Here is a 13,458-nt window from a genome sequence, read left to right on the forward strand (position 1 = left end):
AGAGAGACGAGACGGAGGAAATCATGCAAGCACGTATGAAGCAGCCGGCGATGGTCATTCCCGAAGCCATGAGGGCGCTCCTCGCACTGTCCAAGGCGGCGCACGAGAGCGGCGTGCCGGACAAAACGATCCACCTCGTCCACATCCGGGCGAGCCAGATCAACGGTTGCGCAGTGTGCGTCGAGATGCACGTGAACGACGCGAAGAAGAGCGGCGATACGGATCAGCGCCTGCACCTGGTGGCGGCCTGGCGCGAGGCGCCGTACTTCACGGACGCGGAGCGCGCAGCTCTTGCGCTCACGGAAGCGCTTACTCGCGTGGCGGATCGACCGGAAGCCGTGACGGACGAGATTTGGAACGAGGCCGCCCGCCATTACGACGAGAAGGCGCTCTCGGGGCTCTTGCTCGAGATTGGCGCGATCAACGTGTGGAATCGGCTGAACCTCGCCACGCGACAAGTCGCCGGCAGCTTCCGCTGAGCGAGACCCATGGCCACGCCCGCCAGTCATATCTAGACTGGCGGCGTGAACGAACAGGAGAACCTCTTCCGGCGCGAATTCGGTCGACTCGTTGCCGTGCTGACACGCCTCTTCGGCGTACAGAATCTCGCACTCGCAGAGGACGTGGCGCAGGACACGTTGGTCGCGGCGTTCGAAACGTGGCAGCTCCACGGCGTTCCGGAGCACTACGCGGCCTGGCTCACCACGGCCGCGAAGAATCGCGCGCTCGACGTCCTGCGCCGCCGGCAGACGGTGCGTAAGTTCGAGCCGGAGCTCACCCGGATGATGGAGAGCGAGCAGGAGCTCGCGCCGGTGATCGACGAGATCTTCGAACCGCACGTCATCAACGACCATCAGCTTCGGATGATGTTCTCCTGCTGCCACCCGCGTCTCCCCGAAGAGGCGCAGGTGGCGCTGATTCTGCAAATCCTCTGCGGCTTCACCGTGAACGAGATTGCCAATGCCTTTCTCGTCACTCCCGCCGCGATGGACAAGCGAATATCGAGAGCCAAGAAAGAGCTCGCAGAGTCGAATTCGCTCTTCGATTTGGGAGCCGCCGACTTCACCGCACGACTGTCGGCCGTGCAGCGCGGGCTCTATCTCCTTTTCAGCGAGGGCTATCACGGTGCCAATTCCGAGGGCGCCGTTCGAACCGAGCTTTGCCGCGAGGCCATGCACCTCGTCTCGCTGCTTCTTGCCAATCCGCTCACCGCAACGTCGGAGACGCAGGCGCTCTACGCCCTCATGTGCATCGACGCCGCGAGACTCCCGGAGCGAACGGACGACGCGGGAAACCTGCGGACGCTCTTCGAGCAAGATCGCTCGAAATGGGTGGTTCCGCTGGTCGCCGAAGGCCTTCGCTACCTCGAGCGATCGGCCAAAGGCGATCAGGTCAGCGAGTACCACGTGCAAGCCGCGATTGCTGCGTTGTACGCCGCGGCGCCGTCGGCAGAGCGCACGCGCTGGGCCGACATTCTCTCACTCTACGACCTGCTGATGGCGATTCGCCCGTCACCGGTCGTCGAGCTCAATCGCGCCATCGTGCTCGCTCAACACGAAGGGGCCGAGCGCGGTCTCGAGGCCATTCGCGCCATCGAGGACAGTGATCGATTGAAATCGTATCCCTTCTACGCGGCAACGCTCGGTGAGCTCGAATCGCGTGCGGGACGACCGGCCAAGGCGCGCGAGTACTTTCTCGAGGCGTCGGAGCTCGCGCGAAGTCCGATGGAAAAGCGTTTCCTCGAAGAGCGCGCAGCGGCCTGCGCCTGAGGTCAATGCCGTTCGGATAGGCAGACAATTTTCACAGGAAGGTCGGAAGATCGGAAGATCGGAAGGTTTTTATTATCGCCCCGCGTAGAGCGCCAAACTCCGCTTGCTGGGGAATTGAATTGCACCGATGCCGACGCGGTGTCGCGCGATTTGTCGGCTCTCCGCCCCAAAAACTTCCGCCCTTCCGCCCTTCTGTGAAAAATCTCTGGTCGGCCGAAGGCCCGACGTCGAGCGGCGCCGCAAAGAAAACGGGCAGGAGGGCTCGAGGCCGCTCCTGCCCGTCGGGGCATGACTAGGGAAACCGAATCAGGGCTTCGGCTTCTCGGTCTTGCTCAGGATCTGGAACTGGACGCGGCGGTTCTTGGCGCGGCCTGCTTCCGTCTTGTTCGTGTCGATCGGCTTGTCCGGGCCGTAGCCCTTTGCGGTAAGCCGATCCTTCTCGATGCCGCGCTTTGCGAGGGCCACCACGATGGCGTCCGCGCGCTGCTGCGACAGCTTCTTGTTGAGGGCGGCCGCGCCGCGATCGTCGGTGTGGCCCTGGACCTCGATCTTCGTGATCTCGGGGTGGTCCTTGAGAACGCCGCCGACCTCGTCGAGGAGCGGATCGCTCTCCTTCTTGATCGTCGCCTTGCCGGTGTCGAACTGCACCTGCTGGAGGATGATGATCTCGTTGGCGGTCACGACGACGGCCTTCGGGCAGCCGTTCTTCTTCGGGTCCGGATCGCTCGGGCCCCGCTCGTTCGGGCAGGCGTCTTCCGGATCGAAGATGCCGTCCTTGTCGGTGTCGACCGGCGGCGGACAGCCGTTCTTCTTCGGATCCGCATCGGCGACGCCCTTCGTATCCGGGCACGCGTCGACGGCATCGAGGATTCCGTCGCCGTCGCGATCGGGCGGGCAGCCGTTCTTCTTCGGATCTGCATCGGCAACGCCTGCGACGTCCGGGCACGCGTCGACGGAGTCGATGATTCCGTCGCCGTCGCGATCGGGCGGACAGCCGTTCTTCTTGGGATCGGAGCTCGCGACGCCCTTCGTGTCGGGGCAAGCATCTTCGGAGTCGATGATACCGTCGCCGTCACGATCGGGCGGGGGCGGGGGAGGCGCCGCCTCGGCGCGCTTCTGCTCCGGCGTGTAAGCGATCATGAGCACGCCGCGGAAGTCCGGCGTGCCGATGCCGTTCGTCAGACCCGGACCGGCGCCGGCGCCGATCTCGAGGTCGTCGACGACGCGGTAACGAATGTCGGCGAGGAGCTCGGCGTTCGTATTGCGCTTGGTGACGTCACGGAGCGTGACGCCGCCGTTCGTTTCGACGCCGACCTGGAGGTGGCGATTCTCGAGGAGCAGGACGCCGACGCCGGCTCCCCACTTGAGCATCGTGCCCATCTCCGTGCCGCCGAAGTTCTCGTTCGCACGGAGCTCGGGGCCGACGGCGGCGCTATAGATGAAGCGGTTCGCGACGCGACCACCGACGATCGCCTGCGGGAGGCCGCGGACCTTTCCGTCGCCGACGAACGAGCCGGAGCTGTCCGAGCCCGTGGGGACCCAGACGTAGCCGCCGACCGCGACCTGGAACGGATCGTCGTACTCACCGAAGAGGCGAAGACGCGCGCCGAGCCGGAGGTCGCCGAACTCCGCGCCGCCGGGCGACGCGAAGGTGGTGCCGCCGTTCGTGGGGCTGCCGCCTTCCTGCAAGAGCGCGAGAGGAAGGTCGACGTTGAGATTCAGTCTGTTGAACAGCGAGATGCCGCCGTTCAAGTGCAAGAACAGCTGGCTCGTGACGACCTTGCCTGCACTCTCGTCCGAGCCATTCCAGCGGAGGACGAGCGGGTTGTGGGCGTAGTCGCCGAGCAGCATGACATGCGGCGTCGCTTTGCCTGCCGCGTAGGGCGATTGAACACCGAAGAAGCGGTCGCCGGCGGGGGCGGGATCGAAGCGGTTGAGTGCAAGCGGTGCTTGCTGGGCCGCGGCCTCTTTCGTGAGCGAGGCAAGGAGAAGGGCTGTGGCTACGCCGCCGAGGCGTCGAAGCAGTCGATGGGCATGCAAGATGGAAGCTCCTGGTCAGTCGATGTCGACTTCAGTGGACTCGCGTGCGCGAATCCGGCGGCCCGTGGCCGCGAATGAACGAGAGAAGGGCATCGTCGGCGCCGCCTGCCCCCCGGCGCCGACGCTTGCCTAGGCGATCAGCGCGCGCTCGAACCCGAGCGACGGCGCTTGCGCGCGAGCGAGGCCACGCCGAGAGCGATGCCGAACACGGCGGCGCTGCTCGCTCCGCTGTTCGAGTCGCTGCCCGGCTGGACCGAGCAACCGATGCCATTGCCTTCCGCGACGATCGAATCGCAGATCTGCGCGTTGCACGTGTTGCTCTGGCACATGTTCTCACTCGAGCACGGGTCGCCGTCCGGGAGCTTGCCCGAACACACGCCGTCGCTCGTGCGGCAGAACTGGTTCGCGGCGCAGTCGCCGTCCGTCTTGCAGCCGGAGCCACAGACGTTCTTCGACTCGTTGCAGTTGCCGCTACGGCAGGTCTTGCCGTCCGAGCACGGACCGCTGTCGTCCTGGAGCCCGCACTTGTTGTCCTTCGGATCGCAAGAGCCCGAGCGACAGACCGTGGCCGCGTTCGTCACGCTGCAAGGGCCGTTGCCGTTGCCGAAACCGCACTTGTTGTCCGTCGGGTCGCAAACGCTGCTCTTGCAGACGGCGGCGGCTGCTTCGGTCGTGCACTTGCCGTCGAGGCCCGGGGTGTGACCCGAGACCGTCGGCATGGGCGCGCCGTTGTCGAGCTTCGCAGTGCACTTGTGCGCGCCGGTATCGCAGAACTGGCTCGCGCGGTCGCAATCCGAATCGGTGTTGCACCCCGTCGTCGGCTTGCACACGCCCGTGCTGCTGCACGCGCCCGAGCGGCATACGACGTTGCCGTTGGCCGCGGTGCACGGACCCGTGCCATCGATGTAGCCGCACTTGTTGTCGGACTTGTCGCAAACGCCCGACGCGCAGGTCAGCGTGCCGGCTCCCGGCGAGCACTTGCCGTCGAGCGTGGGACTCGAGTGGTCCTTGTCGTTTCCGACTCCGCTGCCGTTGGGCGCCTTGGCCACGCACGCGTGGCTCGACATGTTGCACCACTTGCCGCTCGGGCAGTCGCTGTCGACGTTGCAGCCGCCGTTCGGCATGCACTTGCCGTCGTCACCGCACGAACCGGAACGGCAGACCGTGCCGGCGTTGGCGGGCGTGCAGCCGCTGGTGCCGTCGGCGTAACCGCACTTGTTGTCAGTATCGCAGACGGCGCTCTCGCAGGTGAGCGTCGCGGCGTCTTGCGTGCACTTGCCGTTCAGCGTCGGGTTCGAGTGCGCGCCGTCGCTCGGAACGTCGTTACCGTTCGGGACCTTCGCGGTGCAGGCGTGGCTCGTGATGTTGCACCACTTGTTGACGCTGCAGTCATCATCGGCGTTGCAGCCCGCGCTGGGCATGCAGGTGCCGTTGGTACTGCAAGCGCCCGAGCGGCAGACAGTGGCGGCGTTGGCGGCGGTGCACGGACCCGTGCCGGTGCCGTAACCGCACTTGCTGTCGTTCACGTCGCAAACGCCGCTCACGCAGGTGAGGGTCGCCGCGGGTGCCGTGCAGGTGCCGTTGAGAGCGGGCGCCGTGTGGGGCGGATCCGTCGGCATCGCCGTGTCGTTCGGAAGCTTCGCCTTGCAGGTGTGCGTCGAGATCGAGCACCAGGTGCCGCCGGTGCAGTCCGTATCGATGTTGCAGCCGCCGGCCGTGACGCACGTGCCGTCGTTGCTGCACTCACCCGAGCGGCAGACTACGGTCTCGTTAGCCTTCGTGCAGGGCCCCTTGGTGTCGGGCAAACCGCACTTGTGGTCGCCGTCGCAGATGTTGCTCCAGCATTTGTCGTTCGTCGTGCAGGTCTCTCCGTTCGGAAGCAGGATCTGCACGTAAGCGCCGACGGAGTTGTTCGACGGATCCGGATCGCTCGCGTTCGCCGGCATGGTCACGCCGGCGATGTTCGCGATCTGACCCGGAGTCGCCGCCGCCGGGTCGACCGTGGCGGTGAGCGTGTAGGTGACCGTCCCGTTCTTCGGGATCGAGATGCTCGCGTCGTTGATGCCGCCCGTTCCGGTGGCCGTGCACGTCGCGCCGCCGGCACCCACGCAGGTCCAGGTGGCGCTGGCGGCCGTGAACTGCGCCGGGAGCACGTCCTTGAAGCCCACGCCAGAGACGTCGTTCGGGCCCGCGTTCGTAACGGTGATCGTATAGGTCACCTTCTGGCCCGGCGCTGTCGTCGCCGTCGAGCTAGTCATCGTGACGCCGACGTTTGCGTACGCGATGTCCTTCGTGACGTCCGTGTAGACCTTCGGCCCGAGTAGCGGCGAGACGCCCGTCGCGTAGATCGAATAGTCACCTGCCGTGATCGTCTTCCCGGAGGTGCCGCTATCGATGTGCGCCGTAATCTGGAAGCTGCCCGTTCCGCCGACGGCAAGGGCTCCGACCGTGCACTTCACGGATCCCGTTGCGCCGGCTGCAGGCGTCACGCAGGTGAGGCCCGGAGCGTTCAAGGACGTGAACGTCGTGTTCGGCGGCGTATTGAATTCGACGATCGTGCCGTTGGTGGTCGAGGCGCCCGCGTTCTTGTAGTTGAGCGTGTACGTGATGTCCGTGTTTTCGTTCGCGGCTGCCGGGCCGGTCGCCGCAACGAACAATCCAGGAATCGACGACCCTCCACCGTCGCTCATTCCGTCGACGTAGACTTGACCCCAGTGGCCGCCAGGCTGGCAGCCAGATGCGATGATCTCGAGCTCGACTTGATCACCAGGAGCGAGCTTCGCGCTCCCGGGCGCAATGTCGACGAGCGCCCAATCGGTATATTTGTACGTATTGGTGTTCGGAGCGGTACCGGTGACGATCTGCTTCCACGGGACGCCGGGCTGACTGGCGAAGTTGTAGTCCTGGTAGAGGATGTTGCCCTGCGTGACGTTAGTGAGCTGAACGAAGAAGTACGGCTGCTTATCGTCGTCGTGCTTCGGATCTTCGAGGACGGGCGCAAGGACGAAGCGCACATGGGCGAGCCCGTCCACGCCGTCGATGTCCGCCGGGCCAACCGTCATCGTCTGCTTCAGCGAGTTGACGTTCGCGTTCTTGCCCTGCTGGTTGACGATGGCGACGGCGTTACCGAACTTCGGCCAGCGCAGTGAGGCCGCGCTTCCGAGGGTGGTGTCGGTTTGCGATTCGGGGCCTGCGTTACCGGGAGCTATCAGTGTCTTCGTGAGCGCTGTTCCGCCCGTCGCGAGGTTCAATCCCGCCCGCGTCTGCGGTGTCTGCCTGGTGACTCCGGCGCTATCGAGGTATGTCGTCACCGTCCAAGATTGGGGCGGCTGGTTGTTGGTCCCAGTCTCGAACCCGCCGTTGGCGAAGAGGGCACTGCTCGCCTGGCCGGTGTGCTCGGCGGGCGGGGGTGCTTTTTCTGCGTTACACGCCGCGGCGATTGCGCCGACGGCAACCAGAAGTCCCTTGCCCAGGGGAGTGTGCGATCTTCGGTGGCCCAAGTTGGTCTCCTTCGAAAAGCTGTCCAAGTTTCGAACTCTTCTTGATCGCGTCTAGAGGGGCTAAGTGTCAACGGGGATAGCCGCTCCGACGCTCGATCGGTCGGTGGCACGAACACATCAGTGACGGACTGCACGGACTGCACGGGCTGCGCGAGCTGCGTGAAGCGCGCGCTCTACAGATGCTGTCGCGTGCGCGCGACAGGTGGGGCTCTGGTCATGCAGACAGGGGCGCGCCTTGGCTCTCGTTGACTAAAGCGAGGAGCGCCGGAAACGAGCTATTGAAGAACGAAATGCACCCCGAGAGCCCCGTGACGAGGGTGCATCAAGCGACGCCGCGCAAATGATGGCCGCGGCCCATTAGGCTGTTACGACGGACGACGAGATTGGCGGTTGGTTCGGCGAGTCGTTCGCTGACTGGGCGCCGACTTCTCCCGCGCTGGTCTCGCGCTATGCACGTCTCGCGCCGTTGCGCCGTCGCGCCGTCGCCGACGAGCACCCGACGGGTGTCATGGATGAGCTTGAGCTCCCGCACCGTCGCCCACGTCCGCGCCGTTCTCGCTCGATGACGTCTGGCTCGACGCCGCCCTGTCGCTACACGCGGTCCGCCGCGACGATCCGCTGATGGCGAAGGGTCTTCGTGCCTTGTTCGACCTCTGCGCCGAGCGATGCGCCGATCTCGTGCATGTCGCGATCGCGCACGACGTCGAAGCCGTACTTGTCGAGCAGCGCCTTCATCTGCGTTGGTGTGAGGGCGGTGCGAAGCGGTTCGCCGATGCGCCGGAGGATGGGCCCGAGGAAGTGCAAGATGAGCGCGGGCTGGTGATAGGCGATGACGAGGCGGCTTCGTTTGGCCGATCGCTCTGCGATGACCGCGAGCGTCTTCTCGATGTCGGCCCGCGCCAGGTACATCACGACGCCTTCCCAGATCCAGGTGGTGGGCTTGGCGGAGTCGTGCCCAGCTTTCTCGAGCGCCTCGTCGAGACTGTCGCGTTCGAAGTCGACGGCGACGAAGCGAATCTCCTTCGCGTGGCGCTCGAGCGTCGGCACGCGTGATCGCTTCACCCGCTGCGTGTCCGGGTGGTCGACCTCGAAGACCGTCACTTCGCGCAGCTCACTCATGCGCCATGCGCGGCCATCGAGACCTGCGCCGAGAATGACGACTTGGGGCGAGGCTGCGGCACGAACCTCGTCGTCGATGGCGACAGTACGGGCGACCATCGACGTCGACTGCCGCTGGAGATATTCGCGGCGCAGGTTCGCGCGGAGGCCTTTGACCGGCGCGCCTGCACGGACCTGTCTGACGCGTTCGCGTGACTCTTCGGCCAAGAGCTCGATCGCGGTGGGATCGTCGAAGCGAGCTACCGGCGAGCGACCATGGGCCACGGCGCGTCCCATGCAAACCAGCTCCGCAGTCCGACTTGCCTGGCCCGCTTTCATGAGCGCACCGTAGCAGGAGTAGGCCGATGGGCTAGCCTTGGGGCTGTCGATGTACGATCGCGAACACGCCGTTCGAACCGCGCATGCTCCGTGGGCTCGGTTCGCCTTTCTGGCGTTGATGCTCGTCATCGCGTTCGGAGCGTTCGTCGGGGGTGTTTCCGCCCGTCACTCCATGTTGCTCACCTTGCTGGCAGGCGCCGTGTTCATCGCTGCGAGCGCCTTGTCGACGGGGTACGTGCCACGTCGCGTGCGGGCCGAAGACGACGAACTCTTCGTGGGTGATCTGCACCTTCCGAAGAAGGCACTCGAACGAGGGTGTTTCGTTCCGGCCGTCGATGGGAACGCCGCGAAGGTCGCACTCAAGACGAAGTACGGCGCGGAGATCGACGTTCGCGTCACCGACGAAGCCGAAGCGCGCGAGCTTCTTTCGGCGCTCGGCCTCGACGTGGGCCAGCAGGCGGCTCGGTTCGCCGTCGCGCGGATGCCGCGGACGTTCGAGCCCGCGGCGTGGGCCATCTCGACGAGCTTCGCGACGTGCGCGGCCGTCGGGGCTTCGCTCCTTGCTCTGGGCTGGCCGATCCCGTTCATCGTCATCGTGATCGCCATCATGGCCAGGGTGCTCGTCCCCATGGCGCGCCGAGGCACCGTGGATGTCGGAGCTGACGGAGTGCTTCTCGCGAACGCCTTTGGGCAGCGTTTCCACTCGTGGACCGACGTCACGGATCTCCGCGCCATCGACGCAGGGGTGGAGCTCGCGCTTCGAGACGGCAAGATGCTTCCTCTGCGCGTGCACGGACGACGGCGCGATCCCGCGAGTCAAGCCGAGCACGTTGCGATGCACGCGCGGATGAGCGCCGCTCGCTCCGCGCGCGAAGAGGCCGACGTCGATCTCGCTCCGCGCCTCGAGCGACGTGATCAAGGTATCCGTGCCTGGTTTGCTTCGCTCACGCGCGTGGCGACCGAGACGGATTATCGGTCCGCGATTCTTCGCACGGAGGATCTCGTGAGGACGCTCGAACGCCATGGCTCTCGCGTCGCACGCGTCGCGGCCGCCATCGTTCTTTCGCAGCGCGGCGAGGTGGAGCGCGAGCGGGTTCGCGTGATCGCCGGCACATGTGCCGATCCGAAGCTCCGGGTGGCTCTCGATGCGGTCGTCGCCGGGGTCGACGAAGCGAGCCTCGAGACTGCCGTCGAGGCGCTCGAGGAGGAAGAGGCGAATTCTTCGCCGGCGCGTCGCGGCCTGATTCCCCGATCCTGACACTCGGCGAGCTCTTCGATCGCGGTCGACGCGACAAGAAGCGGCACGCGAATCGAGTGCGTCTGCTTCCGAGAACGCCGTAGACTCGCGTCCCGCGCAGTTCACACGGCTCCGGCCTCGCTCGGAGGACGATCATGCTCCGGTCGTGCACGATGCACCGCGTTCCGTCTCGTGCGCCGCTCGTTGCGCTCTGCATGCTCGTTGCTAGCACCGCTTCCGGCGCTTCGTTCGCGCAGACGGCCGACCCGGCGCCCGACACTCCGCGAACGATGTTGCCGAGCGAGCCGCCAACGAGCAATGCACCTGCTTCCGAGAGCAGTCCGCCTGCGCCTGAGAAAGAGGAAAACCCGTACGAGCAACGCGAGCCGGCACCGTTTGGGTTCGGGGACTTCTCCTGGGCACCCGCCAACTACGGCTCAGGAGACAGGCCGCTCAAGGCTGGACCGTTCGTCGGCGAGGTACGGCTCGATACGGCTTATCACTATTCCTTCAATCACCCGACCGACAACACCATCTCGGGTTCGAGCGAGGTCTTTCGGCACAACGAGTTCCAAGTTACTCAAATCGGATTCGGCGGGGACTTCTTCTACAAGAACGTGCAGGCGCGTCTGATGACGCAGTTTGGCATGTACTCGACGACGACACCGCGCAACGATGCGAGCACCGGCAAGGGACAATGGACTCTCGCCGACGCCTACCGCTACATCTCCGAAGCGTACGGCGGGTATCACATCAACGCGCTGGCGGGCATCAATGTCCAGGTGGGTATCTTCATGTCCTACGTTGGGCTGTGGAGCTATTACAACTTCGACAACTGGACCTACCAGCCCTCGTACGTCTCTTCGAACACGCCCTGGTTCTTCAACGGAATGCGGGTGCAGATCTTCACCAGTGACAAGCTCAAGATCGAGCCATGGCTCGTCAACGGTTGGCAGTCCTACGGCAAGTTCGAGGCTGCGCCAGGCTTCGGGCTGCAAATTCGGTGGAACCCGACCGAGTACTTTTCAATCCTCGGGAATCAGTATTATGGCACCGACACCCTCGGGCTCGCTGGCCGCCATCGCGTCCACTCCGACGACAGCGCGATGGTGCGTTACTATCAGAAGAAGGGCGCGATCTTCAGCAAGGCCGCTGCCTCGCTCACCGTCGACGCCGGCTGCGAATGGGGCGATGGCGTCGACTGCGGCTCGCAGTATTTTCTGGGCTTCATGACGTACCAGCGGCTCTGGTTCGTCGCCGATCATTTCGGATTCACCGTTGGCGGCGGTGCCATCACGAACCCTGGTCGCTACCTGGTCCTGCTTCCTCCCATCAACGGCGCGACGGCATTCTCGGGAACACCCTATTTCACGGCGGGCCCCGGCGATGGCTTCAAAGCGTGGGACTTGCAAGTGACCGGCGACTACATGCCGCGCGAGTTCGTGACGTTCCGGCTCGAGTACAACCACCGCGCCGCGAACGTCCCGTACTTCTCCGGGCCGGGGGGCATGACCCCTTCCGGGGGGAATCAGGGAGCACCCGGCTCGTTCGTGGAGGGGTTCGCGCCTGATCTCGTCAAGGTCGAGAACCGCATCACCGCAGCCATGATGGTCAAGTACTGACGCGGCGCAGGCCGGTGCCCGCGCCTCGGCGTGACCATGATCGGTCGAGATGCTTCCTCGTCAGTGTTCCTGCGCGATCCAGGAGGTGATGAGTGTCGTGAGTGCGTCGACGGCGGCGGCTTCGGTCGTCCGCCGCTGGAGCATCTCTTGCGCCATGCCCTCCGCGGCGCCGATGATGCCAACACAGCGGAGGTAAAGGGCCCGCTTCGATAGCTTGGAATGCGGGGCGAGGGCGGCGCGGAAGATCTCGGCGTAGTTGGCGAGACACGCCCGGCGCGTTGCCTCCATCTCCTCGGAACCCGCCAGCGCCGCCGAGACGGCGTACCACTCCGGACCGAGCGACGTGTAGCAGCCGATGTACGCCTGGCTCGCGACGCGCGCGATCTCGGGCAGCTTGGAGGTTCGCTCGAGCGCGTCGACCATCTTCGCGCGCGGCAACTCATCCATTCGCTCGTAGAGAGCCACGAGGAGGCCCGATCGCGTCTTGAAGTGCTCGTAAGCGATCGGCTTCGTGACCCCTGCGCGTTCGGCCACGTGCCCGAGCGTGAGCGCGTCTGTGCCCTCCTCGCGGACGATCTCGAGGGCCGTCTCGAGGAGCTGTTCGCGGCGCTCGGCTTTGGGGAGCCGCCTGGCGGAGGTCTCGGTCATCTTCACCGATTCTAGCAGACGGCTTCCGCGCGCGTGGGGCGTCTCCGGCACGGCCGCTCTCGACCGTCGGCCATTTCGTTCCGTGGGTTGACAGGACGCCGGCCCGGGTTATTACGGTTGGTAACTTACCAACAGTAAGTTGTTGGCTGCCGCGTGATTCGCGGCGGAGAGGAGCTCGTCCGTATGACCAAGAGCGTGCAAGAACCGGTTCTCATCGTCGGAGGATCCGGCGTCGTCGGCTCGCGAGCAGCAAAGGCGCTGCGCAAGCTGCATCCCCACCTGCCGGTCGCCATCGGTGGCCGCGATCTCGAGAAGGCTTCGGCAGTCGCGAGCGAGATCGGCAATGCGGACGCCGTGAGAATCGACCTCGACCGAACCGATCTCGGTCAGCCTGAGGCGAAGCGGTTCAGCGCCGTGGTGATGTTCGTGAAAGACACGAGCACGAACGCGCTGCTGTACGCCCAGGACAAAGGCGTTCCGTACGTCGACGTCTCGACCGCCACATTCGAGATCGCACCGGAGGTGGCGCTCTATGCGAGTCGACCGAGCAGGTCGCCGATCGTGCTGGCGAGCCATTGGCTCGCAGGAGCCGCGCTCCTTCCGACGCTCCATTTCGCGGAGGCGTACGCGAAGGTCGACACCATCGCGATCGGCGCGGTTCTCGACGAACAAGACATGGGCGGCCCCGCTGCCTACGCCGACTACGAGCGTATTACACAGGTCATTGCGGAGGCGCAGATCTTCGAAGACGGCAAGTGGGTTTGGGCGAGTGGAGACCGGAGCTCGCGGGTCTTCTCTGCGGTGGATGGTGTGGAGACGCGGGGCCAGGCGTATTCCGTCTTCGACACCATGACGCTCGCTGCCGCCACGGGCGCTCGTTCGGTGCGTGTCGACCTCGTCCTCGGAGAGTCCGCCAGCCGGCGGCGAGGGGAACCTTTCTCGACCGAGTTCGTCATCGAGCTCGCCGGCGTGAAGCACGACGGCTCCTCGGGCCGATCACGGCACGAGCTCGTTCATCGCGAAGGCCAAGCGCCCGTCACCGCCGCCGCCGTTGCCACGATCGTCGAGCGTCTCCTCGGCCTGGTCGGCGAACCCGTTTCGCCGGGCCTCTACCTGCCGAACGCCTTCATCACGCCGGCGCACATGCTCGAGCGCCTCGCCGCCTTCGGGACGCAGATCCGCAGCCTCTGATCACGCGCAAGACC

The 13,458-nt window shown here is 65.4% G+C and carries 9 protein-coding genes; 5 read left to right on the top strand and 4 right to left on the bottom strand.

The features are described from left to right. Positions 1 to 23 precede the first annotated feature (23 nt). A complete protein-coding gene (locus AKJ09_RS32895; protein ID WP_146651814.1) occupies positions 24 to 479 on the top strand; it encodes a carboxymuconolactone decarboxylase family protein in 456 nt (151 codons plus the stop codon). Between the two features lie 45 nt (positions 480 to 524). Beyond that, on the top strand, positions 525 to 1,769 hold the full coding sequence (locus tag AKJ09_RS32900; RefSeq protein ID WP_146651815.1) for an RNA polymerase sigma factor: 1,245 nt from the start codon (positions 525 to 527) through the stop codon (positions 1,767 to 1,769). A gap of 306 nt (positions 1,770 to 2,075) precedes the next feature. Here the strand turns inward: AKJ09_RS32900 and AKJ09_RS32905 are convergent, their stop codons facing one another. The 3 genes from AKJ09_RS32905 to AKJ09_RS32915 form a co-directional block, all read right to left on the bottom strand. Further along, positions 2,076 to 3,809 (bottom strand): OmpA family protein, encoded by a 1,734-nt coding sequence (locus AKJ09_RS32905; protein WP_240488666.1) that lies wholly within the window; start codon positions 3,807 to 3,809, stop codon positions 2,076 to 2,078. Between the two features lie 137 nt (positions 3,810 to 3,946). Beyond that, on the bottom strand, positions 3,947 to 7,309 hold the full coding sequence (locus tag AKJ09_RS32910; protein ID WP_146651816.1) for a DUF11 domain-containing protein: 3,363 nt from the start codon (positions 7,307 to 7,309) through the stop codon (positions 3,947 to 3,949). A 591-nt stretch (positions 7,310 to 7,900) separates the two neighbouring features. Then, positions 7,901 to 8,746, bottom strand: coding sequence for a class I SAM-dependent methyltransferase (locus tag AKJ09_RS32915; RefSeq protein ID WP_169928059.1), 846 nt, complete (start codon positions 8,744 to 8,746; stop codon positions 7,901 to 7,903). A 49-nt stretch (positions 8,747 to 8,795) separates the two neighbouring features. On the opposite strand from AKJ09_RS32915, the gene AKJ09_RS32920 reads away from it, so the two are divergent. Together AKJ09_RS32920 and AKJ09_RS32925 are read left to right on the top strand one after the other, a co-directional pair. Next, positions 8,796 to 10,004, top strand: coding sequence for a PH domain-containing protein (locus tag AKJ09_RS32920; RefSeq protein WP_146651818.1), 1,209 nt, complete (start codon positions 8,796 to 8,798; stop codon positions 10,002 to 10,004). A 134-nt stretch (positions 10,005 to 10,138) separates the two neighbouring features. Beyond that, positions 10,139 to 11,605, top strand: a complete 1,467-nt coding sequence (locus AKJ09_RS32925; RefSeq protein ID WP_240488667.1) for an outer membrane beta-barrel protein — start codon at positions 10,139 to 10,141, stop codon at positions 11,603 to 11,605. Between the two features lie 60 nt (positions 11,606 to 11,665). Here AKJ09_RS32925 and AKJ09_RS32930 read toward each other — a convergent pair whose 3' ends face one another. Next, entirely contained in the window at positions 11,666 to 12,253 is a 588-nt protein-coding gene (locus AKJ09_RS32930) for a TetR/AcrR family transcriptional regulator (protein ID WP_146651819.1), read from the bottom strand. A 153-nt stretch (positions 12,254 to 12,406) separates the two neighbouring features. Here AKJ09_RS32930 and AKJ09_RS32935 point away from each other — a divergent pair, with 153 nt between their 5' ends. Continuing rightward, positions 12,407 to 13,444 (top strand): saccharopine dehydrogenase NADP-binding domain-containing protein, encoded by a 1,038-nt coding sequence (locus tag AKJ09_RS32935; RefSeq protein WP_240488668.1) that lies wholly within the window; start codon positions 12,407 to 12,409, stop codon positions 13,442 to 13,444. Positions 13,445 to 13,458: the final 14 nt, after the last annotated feature.

The organism is Labilithrix luteola, assembly GCF_001263205.1.
Lineage (GTDB): Bacteria > Myxococcota_A > Polyangia > Polyangiales > Polyangiaceae > Labilithrix > Labilithrix luteola.